Here is a 15,818-nt window from a genome sequence, read left to right on the forward strand (position 1 = left end):
TTTTTAAGAGCGCGGTCGCGCTATTTTTAAGAAAGTTTTTTGAATTGTATGCAAAAAATCACCCAGTCAAACTCACAAAATTTAACTCATTCTCAACCAGTTAGCAAAATTCAAAAGGACAAACAAATCTCTCTTAAATCCGACCCGGAAACAATGGCTGCGCTTACTCAACTCGAAGAACGTCGCGATTATTATCACACCTGCATCAACGGAGGATACTAAGCATGAATTTAGCCACAGCGACGCTTGCTCAAAGTTCAATAACTGCGGCTCAAGTTTGGCATCAACTAGAATCTGCAGAAAGCTCAGAAGAAATCGACCAACTGCTGCAATCCCTTTGGCAAACCCAAGAAACCCAGGAACTCGCTGTTGATGCCCATGCCGACTTAGCCGACCAAATTGATGCCGAAATTGCAGGAATTACAGCGCGAATGCAGTATTTGATAGAACTGCATTCAAGAGCTCTCAACAAACTCCAGGGGTGGAGAGAGCGCTTAGACAAAACCGTTCTCTACTTCAACGAGTGCGGCGTGTTAACTTCCGAAGTTATTGGCAAACACCGCCGCATTACTGTCAAGGAAAATCCGCCTACCTGCGAAGTTTTGATTGACCCATCTCAACTGCCAGAACCCTATCGCCGAGTCGAAACAACAATCGTAATTTCTGCCGACAAAAAGGCGATTTCAGACGCTTGGAAACAAGGAATGTCTGTAGATGGCACTAGGGTTTTTCGCAAGCGCAAAGTGGTTTACAGCTTGCTTCCCGGTAACAATTTGCACTCTCTTCAAGCCAACCAGACGCTTGAGAGTCGTTCTTCGGATAAAACGCCGTCCAAAAAACGGCGTTAGCCATCTCTTCAGGTGTCAGGAAGGCCTTGATTTGACACCTGAATTATTAGACATATCCGAATTAGACACCTCCGAATTATACCATTTATGAAAAGTCATGCAACAGTAGCAACAGTAGGTTGATTTCGTGAAATAAACCCAACGATGCAAATTGTAGCAAGACTTTTTAGAAATGGTATTACAATGTGACACGTTTGTTTTGTAAGAGCGAAGACTTAATTTCGGTCGGTATCTCTTATAAATCAATCCAGTATTGAGGGTTCTCCACTTGTTCTTCGGTGACGTTGAACAACGTTGATGCTCTACCTTTAATAACCCCGTCAGCATCAAAACTCAAACCGCCAAACTGCTGACTGTTTTCACCTTCTCCAAAAGCAACGCGAGCAAGTGCATCGCTATCGCTATCAGAGAAATAATCCCGTTGGCTTTCCATAGCCGTAGTTGTGCGAACTACTTTCATTTTTTTTCTCCACATTGGGATTGTCATTCTGATGGTAACACGCTACTTCTTTCTTCTAAACCCTCCAATTGGAGGGGGTGAATATCACTCAGTAGCAGGAATTTGTGAAGGAACAACCTTGTCAAAATCTGGACTATTACTGTGCGTAAGTCCTAAAAATGTAAAAACTAGGATTCAGGAGCTAATCAATGAGCCGAAGAAAACTTACCCCAGAATATCGCTCCACAGAATGGGTAGCTGGGGAAGGACTAAAAATCCCAGTCTTTGATATGTCCTTGACTGACGGTAGAGCAAAGGGGCGGTACCAAGCTGAATCAGAAGTGCTGCGTAACTCTCTGCTTGAATTGCTTTTTGAACCTGAAGAATTAGCATCCCTAAGCATCGTTAAACCAGACCCAAATGATAGCAGCTTCGACCCTCTGAAAAACATCGATTTCGAAGATGGTATTACCCGAAGAGTTGCTTTCAGCTCCGGCAAAAATGTGTACTTTGCAGACATTGAACTCTCAACCAAAATGTTGAGCTTATTCAAAACTCAACCCGACCACGCCTGTCGCTACGGCTCACTGCTAGTTAGCAGTTGCAACCAAGGAGCCAAATTGTTAGATAGCTCCCTTGACGGCGAAACCTTGCGAGTCAAAATTGTTGATTCTCAAAGCGATGACCAAAGTGAAAAAGCGAAAGCTCATAAGTGGCAAACCGGAGACTGTCACGGTAAAATTTCACCGGCACTAGCCCAACAATTAGGAGGGAATTACAACCGACCTTTTCAATTCAGATTTGCCTGGATGCAGGAATGGGGACAAGAAGACTGCCACACTCCAGAAATTAGCTTTCTTGCCAAAGGAACGCTGTTGCCTGATGCTAATTTAACCTCCGAGTTGGGTTATGATATCATCATGGATCGCTCTTCTATCAAAGGAGTTGCTAAAGAGCAATTAGCTGAACTTATCCCCTGTGGTGACTACGAATTTCCCAAAGCTATACTGGGAAATCGAGGCAACGCCAAAGTAACTGAATACGAAAATTCCTGGCAATTTTCGATTTGGTATTCCGAAGCAGCTATTCAGGCTGACATAGCCACACCGACCAAAATAGAAGCCCAAAAGCTCGCTGATTTGCAAAATAACCGGCTGCAACTTGCCAAATACTTAGTAGAGCAACACGACAAAAAAGCTGCTTTTCAATCTAGCCTTCACGAAGACAGCAGCGGATTAGAAGACGAAACAGATGAAAAAGCCCAGCGCCACGAATCCCGGCTAATTTCAATTTTGAGGAACGACAAACTCGGTCAACTCCTCGACTTTCCCAAAGTCGTCGATTTCATGCAAGAACAACTGGCTAAAAAGTGGAAAGACTTAGCAATTAAGGGAGCAATTCATCATGGTTCAGCAATGGCTCAACCTTGTGATAACCTCCAACCCGGTACAATTGTTGCCCCCCACTTGCGACACGGCACAGAAGTTATCGTTACCCGATACCCAATTGTCAGTAAAGATAACATCCGCCGCTACACAGTAGACAACAAAAGCCATCCTGAGTTAACGCAGTACAAAGGGTGCGTTTTCATTCGCCCAGACCAAGCCATGCAGCACCATCAATGCGATTTTGACGGCGATCAATTAGTGATTACGCCTGCTTCCCGAATGCCGAATATCGCCTCTGAAACCAGGCACGCTAATCAAGAGAATGAGTACGATGCAGTTGAGAAGCGAGAGAAAGTTGACTACACTAAAGCTACCGATAGTGAGGGCGATCGCAAGTATACCAAATTGCGGCAAATTGCCGTAGCGATCGCCCAAAACAAAATCGGCTGGGTGGCTACCTTAATCGGGAGAGTGCAATCGTCAGCAGCAGAACCGGGACAGCCAGAAAGTTTATTCAATCAACAGAAGCGGCAGCTTCTTGGAAAGCTATTTGATGCCCTGCAAATTGAAGTGGACAGTCCCAAAAGTGCTACTCGCACCGAAGACCACCACCCCACCCTGCTGTCCAAGGCTAAGCAGTGGTCAGAACAGCACCCAAGCTACTTATTTGACTACAAAGACGACCCCAGGCTTTACAAAACAGTGCCATTACCTATAGGAGACGGCACCGCTATCAATTGCATTGCTAGGGAGGCTGTTAACCCAGAGTGGGAACCGACTCGTTTAAAAAGCCGCCACCGCGACGAGTTTCGCTACTTGTTTGAGTCTCCTTCTGACTTAGATGAGCGAGAAAAATGGGAGAAACATTATGTCAGGTGGGCGCAAGATATTAAGGAACGCTATCGAGAAAGGATGGGCGAAATTCACTTGGAGTGCGGCGGCGATTCTAAGGCAATTAAAGAAGCCGTCAGCAAGTTATACGAGAGCTTAAGAGCCGATGTGACCGAAGCTTGGACTGACCCTGAAGAACGGTTTTTAGCTGCTAGTGCGATGTGGCACGTCGAAACCGCAAATCCCAACTTAGAAGTTCCTCGCAAAGCTTGTAAGGAACTTTCTCGCCAACTGCTGATTGAATTCAACCTTGAACCTGAGTACGAGCGACTGCACGAAGCAATGCCAAAAGACACTTACGTTCTGAGCGTCCCTTTCGAGGAATTTGAACGGGACGGCAGCAATAAGACTGTCAGGGATAAGAAGCGACAGCCAGTTGGCAAAGACTTAGCTGGACATTGGAAAGAATTGTTAGACAGCAAAGGCATTAAATATGAAGCAACTTTGCATCCGAGCCTGCCAATGGTCAATTTTGCCTTAATTGAACCCAGCGACAAACTGGTGGGAATTCTTGAGAAGAAGTTTTGCGAAAATGTCAACGACATCGACAGTTTAGACTTAACTTACCGCGATGGTCTTGGTCGCACCAAAGATGTCAGTTCACGTATTGTAGCTCCTGCTGATTATACTTGGCTTGAGTCCCAAAACCAAACACCTAAAGCAGCATTGGTTCTCAATTTGTTTACGGATGAAATTTGCCAGCAATTGCAAACCTTTCAGTTTGACAGAGCTGAGCTGATTGGGCAGAAGTACAATGACTTGAAAGATGTTGACTTTAGCAGTCCAAAATGGAGGCAGAAAACATTGACTTTTGAGGTGGGTTCTGTTAGTGGTAGCGGTTCGAGGCGCGACGGCAGTCCTATTGTCCTCCTTGACGGACAAGAATTAGCTATGTTCTCTGCTAATTCACCTAAATTGCCGATCGGCAGTACCTTTGAGGCCACTATTGAACCCTCGCCTAAAGGCAGTGCTCTGATCTTAAACATCAACCCTAGCTCTGTGCAACTAATTGAATCAGTTGAGGAACTTTCAAAAGTCGCGCCAACCCCTTGTCAAGACCGATCGCTATCCGTATCGCCAACTCCTTGTCAAGAGCGACCGCTATCCGTATCGCCAACTCCTTGTCAAGAGCGACCGCTTGTATCGCCAACCCCTACCCAAAAGCGATCGCAATCCGTATCGCAAACCCCTACCCAAAACAAACCGCCATCTCAACCCGAAGACATTGCTGCCAGCCCCGCCCACCTCTCAGAATTGCTGAAAGATGCGATTTCTGAAGCATATAACCAAACTGGAGAGACTAAAATCTCTGTGGGGAACTGGACAGCTTTTATTAGCCAATCTCGCAATAATGTTAGGTGTTTAGTCAGAGATGAAGCTGATAATCCGGTCTTGGCTGCTGACTTGAAAACAGGTCAAATCATTAAGAAACTTTCTGAAAACAACAGCTCTCAGTTTATCAAATACCTCAGAGAGGTTGATGCTGAATTAGCTTCTACATCTTCACAAAAAAGAGATGCAGATACACAACTTTAACATCAACTACCCTACATCTAAGAGCGGGTAGGTGTGAACGCCAAGAAAGCTCGTTGACCGAACAGTTAGTTTTTTAGCGAGTTCCAAACAGGAACTATTTATTAGTAGACGACAATTCCCCCTCCGATTGGAGGCAGGGCTGTTTCATTCTCGGTTGATGGGGTGATGGGGTGATGGGGGGAACCGAAGAAGGCGATGAATTTTTGAGGTTGTAAGTCATCGAAAAGACTCCCCATCCCCTTCTCCCCCTCTCCCCCTCTCCCCCTCTCCACCCATAATTTGAGTTTTTTGGTGAGAATGAAACAGCCCTCCGATTGGAGGGGGTCATTTTAACTCCCCAAAACCGCTCTTCCGAGTGAAGTCAGTACCCATACTGCTCGAATTTCATGGGAAATATCCACTCACGCCGCCACAAAGATTATGGCTACAAAAACAGCATACCGAAGCCGAAGCCAGGGAAACTACATCACCCCTAACACAGCCGAGGGCAAGAAAATCCTCAACTACCTAAGAAATCGCTGCGAGAAAGCTTTAGATTACTGCCTGGAAAACGGACTCACCAGCGTAGAAGATTTTGCCGATGCAATTGAAGAACTAACGGAAGCAGACGGCAAACCTGGCATTAGCGTGGAGGTCAAGCACAACGGACTCGTCCTCAGTTTGAGCGCTCGACCCGAGTACGGCTCTACCACAGGAAAGTACATGATGGAGCACTTGGGAGAGCCGGACGACAACCGATTTACTAAAACAGGAATTGAAGCATTACTCGATTCGCCTCGAACTAAAACAAGGTCTAAGAAAGACGATTTACTAGATGAATTGGAGGATGAAGAACCCTCCCCGTCTAAATCTAAAACTGCAACTAAGTTTAAAAAAGACGATTTGCTAGATGAGTTAGAGGATGAGGAACCCTTGCCCAGAGCGAAATCTAAAACCAATACCAAATCTAAAAAAGATGAAATAAAAACTTGGGAGGATGACGAACCCTCAGCCAATTCTAAAAACAAAACTAGACCTCGAAAAGATGACCTAGAGGAGTTGGAGTCGGAGGAACTACTTCTTAAATCTCAAGCCTTAACCCGCTCTCCGAGAGATGAACTAACTGAGCTAGATGAGTTTGAAGTCAAAGAACCTCAACCTAAAGCTAAGCCTCAAACTAACAGCCACCTTCAAAACTCTGAGCGAGAAGATTTGGAAGACGAAGAATTATCAGCTAAATCCCAAGCCAAAAGAAAACTTCTGACAAATGAAGCGGTAGAAGTTGCTGAATCCTTAGCACGCACACCTTCAAAAACCAGAACGAGCCAACAGCGACCTCAAGGCAAAAAATCAAACGACCAGAACATCGATAGTATCCTCGATGCTGCTGTACAAGTTAGCGGTAGAACAGCCATTTCTGGAAGTGAGGTAGAAGGTACAACTGTCAGCGGCCTGAGCGCTCAAGTTGCGGTTCTCGCTACTCTGATGGGGAAAAAAGCAGCTTCTCAAATTATAGAAGCTGCTCTTGGGGCTGGAAAAGAGCGCCAAGTTGCCGGTATTGTCAAAAGGCTCAAAGCTCAAAGCCAGCGAGCTGACTCCCTCTCGCAGCGGGTTACCAACTTGGCTGAAGCGGATTCAATGGCAGATGCAACGGTCGAATCCGAAGCTTTACCAATAGCTGAACCGGAGCCAGAACCGGAACAAAACATCTTATCTGAACCGGATGCCGAATTTGTCTCAACACCCGGTATGCTCTTAGCTAAAGCGGTTAGCAAAGTCCACGGAAAAGTTGATAAAATTTCCGGTCGTGTGAGAGACAACAATTCTGAAAAAACGGCTTCTATTAAGATTGACACAGAGGCGAGTTTTGAAGAACAACTCGTACAAATAAATGAAGCACTCAACCGACTTGAAAAGCGACTCGATACCCTAGAAGAGCGAATAGAAGCTTTAGAGAACAAACTTTCTCTTCAAAAAAGCGAGACAGGCGTTCAAGCTGGCGATGCAAAATTAGAACCGCCCGACAGCTCGACTCCATCCCTCAGCGACCAATTCGTACAAAACGGAACAGAAATAGGTGAAAAAATTTCATTAGAATCAACACTCCCAGCTAGCAGCAGCGCTAGCGCTACTGCTAAAAAAATCACTGTGACAGCCCAAAATCTTACTCAGGATGCCCAACTTGCAGCAACACTGGCAAAAATTTACAGCCTAGCTGAAGAAGAAGCAAATGCGGAAGGCATTGCATTAGAGGACGGGGTTGATTTTGGACAAGCCAAACTTTATGTAACAAATTTTGACTCCTCTACCGCTGTCAGCTTAAAAACTAAGGAAGACGAGGAACTGTTTTCAGCAGTACAGGATAAAACTGGAGAATGGAAAGTGACAAACGACTTCCTGAAACCTGAAGAAAAAGAAGAACTCGACCGCTTAAAAATTTTTCAACAAGCTCTCAACCAAGAACGTTTAGCTGAAATGGTAAAGAGAAGCAATCAAGATGAAATCAGCTTTACCGATTCCCAGGGTTCGCGCCTCGACTTTGAAGTCGAATTCAGCGATAAATCCAAGTCGAAGGGTACTGTCAAAGGCTTTAATTCTCACAGCGAGATAGTTTTTGAAGCCAGCCTCCAAAAAGGTAATGTTGAGGTACTTTTGTGCGATATTCCACCAGAAGTAGTAGAAAATTTCCTATCCCAACAGCAACTTGTTCAAAACCAGAACTCCAACAAGCAGGAAGCGAGAAAAACTGACACCGAAATGGAAATTTGAAATAACTTTTTTCACTTGCACCCTCCATTTGGAGGGGGTCACTCTCACTGTATAAAATCACCTTTTTTGGCGATTTTGCAGGGATTAGATGCAACTTAAATTAGCATTAAAGCACTAAATTTATCGAGATAGTGACATGGCTACTTACTTAGACCAAACAAGAAATGAACGAAACCGCAACTCATTATCACGCTGGTTAAAACAACAGAAAATAAAACTGGGCGACCTTCCATTCCTCGGCATTTGCCTAGCCTCGCTCATCTACTTCAGCATTCACGACCCGCTCTTAATTGCGACTTTAGGCTGCTCCAGCATTGTGTTTTTGAGTTTATGGCACCTCACTAGAGCTATTCCCATTGTAGAGCGATACATTGGCTGCAAAATTCGCTTTTGGCACATTGCCACTGCCATTATCACCTCTACTGCGCTTTGCTCCGTACTCGATTCCCCAGCCAACGCCCTCTTCCTCTCCGGCTTAGAAGAATTTATGCAAGAACTCGCAGAAGGAGCCTCTTCAGCGGGAGGCGAAGCTATTGATGCCGAAGTCATCGAACTGATTTTCAACTTAATTCGCGGAGCATTTCTTTTGTTAGTAGCAGCCGCTTCTCTTTTCGCCTACAACCAAGCACAACAAGGTAACGACTGGAGACCAATTGTTACCCAAGTTGCTTTAGCCTTTGCCATTGTAATTGCCGTTGACGTAGTAACTTTTCTGTTCATTGGCAATGGCGGAGGTGGAGGAGCTTAGGGAAGAGGGGGAGAAGAGGAGAGTGGGAGAGTGGGAGAGGGGGAGAGTGGGAGAGGGGGAGAGTGGGAGAGTGGGAGAAAGGGAGATTAGAGGTGGGCAGTAAACAGCAAACTATTTGAATTTTCAGGTAGATTGCAGTTGTTACATAATCCGTCATTTTAATTCAATTGGCTGAGTATATGTTAGATGTTGAAGCCCTCTAGTTTTTATCTGGTTGTTGCGAGTTTTCAAACTTCTCCCTTGTTCCACTCTCCTTTTCTCCCCCTCTTCGCCTCTTCCACTCTCCCCTCTTCGCCTCTTCCACTCTCCCCTCTTCGCCTCTTCCACTCTCCGAATCACCCCCTCTCCTCTTCTCCCCCTCTCCCCTCTTCCACTCTTTCGTTCACCGACTCTTAGTATGGTTTTTTGCCACTGGAAGAAGCCACATAGAAGGGTGATTAATCATATTGACCAGTGTACCCAGTATTTGATTGTAATGTTGATACAGCTCTCTACCAACCTGAACATCCAAGTAATTGCATTTAACAGCAAATTCAATCCAAGTTTGACTTTCAGCAGCTTCAGCTTCAGAATCACTTAATTTGGATACAAAAGCTCCTTCATAACGCCGTTTACGCCATGCCTCAGACAAATTGGCACAAACAGAACGCGAAGACCGACGAATTTGATCTGTCAATGAATATCGTTCCTCAATAGGAAACTTTTTAGAGAGTTCAAAAATCTGCATAGCCACATCTAATGCAAGTTGATACACTTCTAAATCTCGGTGGGATTGAATTGGTTTTCTGTTCATTTCAAACTCTAATTTCTTAACTCCACTTTCTATTATCCCCTCTCCCACTCTCCCACTCTCCCCCTCCCCCACTCTCCCCCTCTCCGAATCACCCCCTCCCCCACTCTCCCCCTCTCCCACTCTCCCACTCTCCCCTCCCCACTCTCCCCTCCCCCACTCTCCCACTCTCCCCCTCCCCCACTCTCCCCCTCTCCCCCTCTCCCACTCTCCCCCTCCTCTTTCCCTCCCCCTATTACCATGCTCAAAGACCCAGATAAAGACTTCATCTCCGTCAATAAAATTCTTGGTAAACAAGCCAGCATTGGCATCATTCCAGCGGAACAGCTAATTCCCTGGATGGTAATCACCGTAATTTCTTACATCCTCACCAACGGCTTATTCAGCTTAAGAATGCCTTGGTTTTTCACCACTACTTTCTGGCTAATTGTAAGCTGGTGGCTTCTGACAGGTAACAAACCTCACCTTTTTGTAGACAGGTTTAGACCTCCGCCGGGGAATGAGTGGTACAACGGTAATCTTTTATACCTTTCTCCCGTTCCCCAACACCGACCAAACCCGATTCGCCACCGAATCAGCGATTCACAAGTCCGAGTCAAACTTAAACCCAAAGTTGCTCCCAATCAACAAGGAGATAACAGCCGACTTATGCCCTTCCAAAACTACCAAAACCTCCTGTGTTTAGTCACTATCAAAAAGGATGGTCGAGAAGTTTCTGGTTACTTACTGAATGAAGGCAGTCAATACCAAATTGTATTCGGATTCGAGACGGCTGGCTTTCACAACATCCTGTACCGCCATGAAGTAAACAACGCAGCTACCGCCTTAGAAGAGGGGCTAAAAGACATTGCCCCAGGCGAAAAAATGACCTTTCACACCGGCTGCTACAGCAGCGATTGCCTTCGCCAGCAACAGTTAACTGAATTGGCTGACAACTGTCACCTCAAACCCATTTCTGTACTCGTTCGTAACGAACAGAAACGCATTCAAGAACTCAACTTAGCAGGCACCAGACAAATGTGGAACCAAACTATTTTCTGCACTTGGACATTCAACGCTCAATCTGGCTCCAAATCCAACGACCCTCTGAGTAAATTCATCAATGGAATTATCAACACAGCCAACAGCATTGCTGCACAATTTACAGGCAACCAACGCATCTACTCTGAACGCTTTTACAAACAACTGCTGCTCGACGCTTTCGAGCAAGGATACATCCGTTGGGAACTCTTGCTAAACACCAAAATCGGACTGGAAATTCAACCCATGAATGCCCGTTCGCTGTGGGGGTGGCTGTGGCAAAAATTCAACAGCGCACCCGTACCCCCTATTCCCCAACTTCTCACCTTAAAAGAAACCGCCTCCGACTACAAACTAACCGAAACCCTCAACAGTCACAAACACGCCTGCACCATTTTAATTGAAGGTATGAGCGGCCGTTCGAGCTGCCCCGAACACAGAAAAGCTAGCTCACGCATTTTGCTTCCCGGCAGAAACGCAGAATGCGGCGTGCTAACAATGGAAGAGGGCCCCGGCGGCTGGCTCAATACCAGAGAGCAACTGCAATGGCTCTGGAAAATTATGAGCAACAGCTACGTCCGCGATACTGAAGCCGTTGTCGAAATTAGCGCCGCTCCCAACTTTATTATTCAAGACAACTTAGCAAGGCAAGCTAAACAATCTAAAAGTGCCAAAAAACGCGCTTTAGAAAAAGGTCAAGGTCGCGATGTAGGAGCAGAAGTCAAACAGGAAGAATCCTTTGAAGCCCAGAAAAAAATGTACAAAGGTGCAAGAGCAATTCACGCTGCTGTCACCTTCTTAGTCTACCGACCAACCCCGGAGCAACTAACACACGCTTGCCAAATGCTCTCCCACAGCTTCGGCTCTGCCAAGGTATTAAGAGAGCGCAATATTGCTTGGCAACTGTGGCTAGAAACTTTGCCCATTACTGTAAGCTGGCTGCTGCACAGCAGTTCGCTAATTAACGAACGCCGCCTCACCTTAGACACCGAAACTGTCCCCGGTATTTTGCCCTTAACTGCTGTAAGGGACATCGACTCAAAAGGAGTTGAATTCATCACCAAAGGCGGCAAACCCGTGTACGTTGACCTCATGCACAACCAAACCAGCCGCGCCGTTATAACAGGTGAATCCGGTTGCGGTAAAAGCGTTGTAGGATGGCGATTTGCGGTCGATGCTTTAGCCGCTAATATCCCAGTAGTCGGTATGGACATCTCAGCAGGAAGCGGCAGCACCTTTGAGACAGCAGTAAAACTGTTAGGAGACGAAGGTGCTTACTACGACATCACCTCCGGCAGCTCAAATCTACTGGAAATACCCGATTTGAGGCGTTTTGATCGAGAAGAGCGATCGCGCCGACTAGACCAATGGAAAGAGTTTATCAGAAAAGCGCTGACTATTATCAGCATGGGCAAAGTCCGCGACCCAAAATTAGCCCAGCGAGTCGATGCCATTTTGCTGCTAACTCTGAAAAAATTTCTGGAAGACCCAGACATTATCGAGCGCTACAATACGGCATTTGAAAAAGGCTGGAAATCGACCGCTTGGCAAGAAATGCCAACCCTCACAAACCTCCTAAAATTCTGCACGAAAGAGCAACTAAACCTACAAAACTTTACCGACTTCGACCGCATTGCCATCAACCAAATTATCACTCAATGCAACGCATTACTAGCCTCACCTTTAGGGAAAGCAATTGGCAGACCGAGTACATTTTCACCCGAACCCGCTGTTAAGTTTTTTGCCCTTAGCGGTCTGGGCAACGAACAAGACCAGTATTTAATGGCTATTAACGCCCACGCTGCTTGCATCCGCAACGCACTTTCTCACCCTAAAAGCCTATTTATCGGAGACGAACTTTCGATTTTGTTTAAGAAAGACGGATTTGCTGAAGTAGTAGGCGAACTCTGTGCAGTGGGTAGAAAAAATGGCATTTCAGTGCTCTTGCTCGCCCAAGATATCGACAGTATTTGCGATTGTGGTGCGGGCACTATGATTATGCAAAACATGGTGTATCGAATTACCGGAAGATTGACATCAAACGGAGCCACTTCTTGGATCAAAAATTTGGGATATCCGGCTGAAATTATTAGCCAGAATGCCACAGAAGCTTTCCTTCCCAGAGCTGCCGACCTTTATTCCAATTGGCTAATTGAAAAAGGAGGTCGTTTCTGGCAAAGCCGATACTATCCAGGCGAAATGATATTAGCCAGTGTGGCTAACAATCAAGCTGAATTGATGGCTCGCGCCCGAGTGATGGCTCAATATCCCAATACGTTAAAAGGGCAACTGCTAGCACTCAAACAATTTGCCTCTGAATATGTACAAGCCGTTAAAGAAGGGCGTTCATTAACCCATATTGGCAAGAATGCAGTCACTGATATCAATGGACACAAATCCCCTCAAGACCTTATTGCTAGCTAGACGGAGAAAAACCGATGAAATCACCGAATTTTTTTGTCCAACTTGCCCTCGGCATTCCTGCAATTTGGCTGAGCTTAATACTAAATTCTGTTGAAGCAAAAGCTCAAACCTCTGACAGCAATCCGACTGCAACACAGCTTCCCAGCTTAAACAATGCTAACAGCAGCACTTTCAACCGCTCCAGCTTCACAGTTCCCAATCAACAAATAGAAAGCCAAATCCAACAATCAGCTAATAACTTCTTGAACAACCAGAAAGAAATAGGAGGTATAGAAAACACAATTAGCGACATAACAGGCGAAATTTCAGATACCATCTCCACCATCTCCGACAGCATCTCAGGCATCTGGGACAATTTGTTAAATAAAGTCGAAAAATTTAGCAGTGAAATAGAGTCAACCCTCTCTTCATTCCTGGGAGAATTGAAAGTTCCAGATCTAAAAGAAGCAGTTAAAAGCATAATGGACGGCAACACCTCCGAAAGCGAAGGGACAAAACTATCCGCCGCTTTAGAGAAGAGACCGCAAGATTCTTACAGCCTCAAAGAGAATACCGCAGAACTCGCAGAAAGAGAAAGTGCTGTCAGTGAAGCCAATAAAGCCACTCTCAGTAAAGAAGCTCAACAAAAGCAAGCTCAGATGAAAGAAATTGTCCAGCAGAACGTAGAGCAAACTAATCGCGAGAGCCAAAATTCAATCGAATTGGGTGCTGATTCAGAAGGTCAAGATGTCACACAGAACATTATGAGAAACATATCTCAACAAAGTGCGATCGCAGCTAAGCAAGCAGCCTTATCAGCAGAAAATCAAAGTGCCTTAGTCATGCAGGGCCAGCAAGCTCAAATCGATCGCAGTTTTGCCAACATTCTCAACGCTCAACAAGCTGAAGAACTCAACGAAATTAACACAGCCCAGAGACGGCAGGATGCTGCGGCTGCTACCGCTTCTTCTACTCAAGCCGGACTGTTTCAAATGCCGGGAGGCATCACCCTGGGGGCAAGCGAAGACTGACATCACAAAAAGGAGACACCGCGATGCTGACACAACTAATCGGCCAAACTAGCACAGCAGGACAAGCCCTGGACACTCTCTCTGACGCCATAGAAGTCTCTCAAAAAACCGTCGAATCGTGGAATTTAGTTTGGTTTAACACCTTCAACACTCAAGAATCCTCTCTCTGGATTGCCTTAGTCAAACTAGGACTAATTCTGGCGGGAATATCTGTTACTTACCTCGCTGTCACCAGTGGCAAAGAAATCATCGAAAAACAGTCTTGGTCAGAGCTAGTAGCCATGTTTATCTGGCCACTCGTAATTGTAGTATTTCTCAGCAACAACGGTAAAGTCTTAGCTGAAAGTGTCAAATTCATCAAAGCTGTAGGCAGCACTCAAGTTCAAGAAATTATGAAAATTCAAGTCGGAGAAATGACCTTCAGAACGGCCCTGAGCGACGTTAACCTTACCAGTGCTGGCAAAGAAGAAATTGAAAAACTCTACAGCGAATGTCAGGGGAAAGTTGGATCAGCTTTAGTGGAATGTTGGAACAGCAAAAAACAGCCAGCTCAACAAATCCTTCAGGCAGCCGAACAGCAAAATGGAGGGCCTCTCAAAAGCTTGCAGCGATTTGTCGAAAACTTAGGCAATGTTGCCAATCTTCAGGATATAGGAAATGGCGATTTTGCCGGACAAGTTTTTAGGTCTACTGTCTTGCCCATCATTCGCTTAATTCTTAGAGCAGTGCAGTGGGCATTTGTCAACATTTTAGAAGCTGCCTTGTTGCTAACAGCTTTATTCGGACCTCTGGCAATGGGTTTATCACTATTGCCACTACAAGGAAAACCAATCTGGGCTTGGCTAATAGGATTTATGTCGTTATTTGGAGTGCAATTGGGGTACAACATCGTCGTTGGATTAGTCGCTGTAGTGATTGTCAAGTCCGAGGCAGAGTTAGTTACAGATATCGCCTTTTTATTCTTTTTAGCTGTGTTTTCTCCCGTTCTAGCCGTGTTAATAGCCAAGGGTGGAGGAACTGCTTTGTACAGTGCGATCGCCAATAGCACCAAACAGCTTACAGATATTGCCAGTAACGCGATCGGCGTTATTGCTGGAAAACTGATCTAGGGGAAGGAAATTCCGATAGCTTTTTCTTCACCGAACCGAGTTGTTACTCACTACTCAAACCCAGTTTCCCAATCCATTACCTCCCTATCTCCCTATTCTCTATCCCCCATCTCGCCATCCCCTTCGATAATATGAAATTCCCACAATCACAACCCTTACTCCCTGAATCTAAAAACACCTTAGCCTTGTGCTTTGTTCTACTAACAAGCTTTGTTTTCCTCCTGACAATTACTGTTTTAGTGAATACAGTCAGTTTGAGAGCCTTATCTCAAAGAAAAGTTACATTTGTCCAGTTAAAAGACGGAACCGCAGCACGAATTGCAGAACAAGATGAACTGTACAGAGAGCCGAAAATTATCCAAAATTTTGTATCCAGTTGGGTAAATTTAACCTGGGCTTGGTCAGGCAAAATTCCCGGCACAAATGACCCCGACCCCGGCATTAAAGTTAAAGGTTCCCAAGTTCCTACAACTGCTTGGATGGGTTCCTTGATGATGGAATCAGAGTTTGGTAAAGCTTCCCTGGTCGAACTTGCCAAACTCGTTCCCAACACCATCTATTCAGGAAAAACCCGCTCAGGAGTTTATATCTCTCACATCTCAGAACCGAGAGAAATAAAAAGAGGAGTTTGGGAAATAGATGTAATTGCTACTCGCGTCGTGCTGGAACAAGGCATTGGAGAAAGCCGAGAACAGTTTAATCGAACTTTCACCGTCAAAGCCGTAGAAATTCCCAAATCCCCTCTCAAAGAAAACGCTAATGAATTAGAGAAGACTATTCACTCTTTGAGAGCAGCCGGATTAGAAATTTCCCGAATTGTCGAATTCAAACCCTAGAAGAGGAAAGAGACATGGAAAGGGGACGAAC

The 15,818-nt window shown here is 45.4% G+C and carries 11 protein-coding genes; 9 read left to right on the forward strand and 2 right to left on the reverse strand.

The features are described 5' to 3' along the window. Positions 1–48 precede the first annotated feature (48 nt). Together OSC7112_RS40475 and OSC7112_RS32185 are read left to right on the forward strand one after the other, a co-directional pair. The gene (locus tag OSC7112_RS40475; protein WP_015179625.1) at positions 49–222 is read left to right on the forward strand and encodes a hypothetical protein; all 174 of its coding nucleotides are present in this window, start codon (positions 49–51) and stop codon (positions 220–222) included. Between the two features lie 2 nt (positions 223–224). Beyond that, complete coding sequence (locus OSC7112_RS32185; protein ID WP_015179626.1) at positions 225–848, forward strand: siphovirus Gp157 family protein; 624 nt, start codon at positions 225–227, stop codon at positions 846–848. A gap of 235 nt (positions 849–1,083) precedes the next feature. Here the strand turns inward: OSC7112_RS32185 and OSC7112_RS32190 are convergent, their stop codons facing one another. Beyond that, complete coding sequence (locus OSC7112_RS32190; protein ID WP_015179627.1) at positions 1,084–1,308, reverse strand: hypothetical protein; 225 nt, start codon at positions 1,306–1,308, stop codon at positions 1,084–1,086. Between the two features lie 188 nt (positions 1,309–1,496). Here OSC7112_RS32190 and OSC7112_RS32195 point away from each other — a divergent pair, with 188 nt between their 5' ends. The 3 genes from OSC7112_RS32195 to OSC7112_RS32205 all read left to right on the forward strand — a co-directional run bounded on the left by OSC7112_RS32195 (position 1,497) and on the right by OSC7112_RS32205 (position 8,598). Next, the gene (locus tag OSC7112_RS32195) at positions 1,497–5,102 is read left to right on the forward strand and encodes a hypothetical protein (protein ID WP_015179628.1); all 3,606 of its coding nucleotides are present in this window, start codon (positions 1,497–1,499) and stop codon (positions 5,100–5,102) included. Positions 5,103–5,522: 420 nt separating this feature from the next. Further along, on the forward strand, positions 5,523–7,850 hold the full coding sequence (locus OSC7112_RS32200) for a hypothetical protein (RefSeq protein ID WP_015179629.1): 2,328 nt from the start codon (positions 5,523–5,525) through the stop codon (positions 7,848–7,850). A 136-nt stretch (positions 7,851–7,986) separates the two neighbouring features. Further along, entirely contained in the window at positions 7,987–8,598 is a 612-nt protein-coding gene (locus OSC7112_RS32205) for a hypothetical protein (RefSeq protein WP_015179630.1), read from the forward strand. A gap of 382 nt (positions 8,599–8,980) precedes the next feature. Here the strand turns inward: OSC7112_RS32205 and OSC7112_RS32210 are convergent, their stop codons facing one another. Beyond that, entirely contained in the window at positions 8,981–9,391 is a 411-nt protein-coding gene (locus tag OSC7112_RS32210; RefSeq protein ID WP_041623889.1) for a four helix bundle protein, read from the reverse strand. A gap of 237 nt (positions 9,392–9,628) precedes the next feature. Between OSC7112_RS32210 and OSC7112_RS32220 the strand changes: the two genes are divergently transcribed. The 4 genes from OSC7112_RS32220 to OSC7112_RS32235 all read left to right on the forward strand — a co-directional run bounded on the left by OSC7112_RS32220 (position 9,629) and on the right by OSC7112_RS32235 (position 15,787). Next, the gene (locus OSC7112_RS32220; protein WP_015179632.1) at positions 9,629–12,832 is read left to right on the forward strand and encodes a putative type IV secretion/conjugal transfer ATPase; all 3,204 of its coding nucleotides are present in this window, start codon (positions 9,629–9,631) and stop codon (positions 12,830–12,832) included. A 14-nt stretch (positions 12,833–12,846) separates the two neighbouring features. Next, positions 12,847–13,842, forward strand: a complete 996-nt coding sequence (locus OSC7112_RS32225; RefSeq protein WP_015179633.1) for a hypothetical protein — start codon at positions 12,847–12,849, stop codon at positions 13,840–13,842. 23 nt (positions 13,843–13,865) lie between these two features. Beyond that, positions 13,866–14,951: a hypothetical protein gene (locus OSC7112_RS32230; RefSeq protein WP_015179634.1), complete on the forward strand. Its 1,086-nt coding sequence runs from the start codon at positions 13,866–13,868 to the stop codon at positions 14,949–14,951. A gap of 185 nt (positions 14,952–15,136) precedes the next feature. Beyond that, a complete protein-coding gene (locus OSC7112_RS32235) occupies positions 15,137–15,787 on the forward strand; it encodes a hypothetical protein (RefSeq protein WP_190274473.1) in 651 nt (216 codons plus the stop codon). Positions 15,788–15,818 lie beyond the last annotated feature (31 nt).

Origin of the sequence: Oscillatoria nigro-viridis PCC 7112, assembly GCF_000317475.1 — a bacterium.
In the GTDB taxonomy this organism is placed as follows: domain Bacteria; phylum Cyanobacteriota; class Cyanobacteriia; order Cyanobacteriales; family Microcoleaceae; genus Microcoleus; species Microcoleus nigroviridis.

Bases quoted from the DNA above. Each gene is read 5' to 3' on its own strand.
- OSC7112_RS40475 (WP_015179625.1), top strand. From the start codon at position 49: ATGCAAAAAATCACCCAGTCAAACTCACAAAATTTAACTCATTCTCAA.
- OSC7112_RS32185 (WP_015179626.1), top strand. From the start codon at position 225: ATGAATTTAGCCACAGCGACGCTTGCTCAAAGTTCAATAACTGCGGCT.
- OSC7112_RS32190 (WP_015179627.1), bottom strand. From the start codon at position 1,308: ATGAAAGTAGTTCGCACAACTACGGCTATGGAAAGCCAACGGGATTAT.
- OSC7112_RS32195 (WP_015179628.1), top strand. From the start codon at position 1,497: ATGAGCCGAAGAAAACTTACCCCAGAATATCGCTCCACAGAATGGGTA.
- OSC7112_RS32200 (WP_015179629.1), top strand. From the start codon at position 5,523: ATGGCTACAAAAACAGCATACCGAAGCCGAAGCCAGGGAAACTACATC.
- OSC7112_RS32205 (WP_015179630.1), top strand. From the start codon at position 7,987: ATGGCTACTTACTTAGACCAAACAAGAAATGAACGAAACCGCAACTCA.
- OSC7112_RS32210 (WP_041623889.1), bottom strand. From the start codon at position 9,391: ATGAACAGAAAACCAATTCAATCCCACCGAGATTTAGAAGTGTATCAA.
- OSC7112_RS32220 (WP_015179632.1), top strand. From the start codon at position 9,629: ATGCTCAAAGACCCAGATAAAGACTTCATCTCCGTCAATAAAATTCTT.
- OSC7112_RS32225 (WP_015179633.1), top strand. From the start codon at position 12,847: ATGAAATCACCGAATTTTTTTGTCCAACTTGCCCTCGGCATTCCTGCA.
- OSC7112_RS32230 (WP_015179634.1), top strand. From the start codon at position 13,866: ATGCTGACACAACTAATCGGCCAAACTAGCACAGCAGGACAAGCCCTG.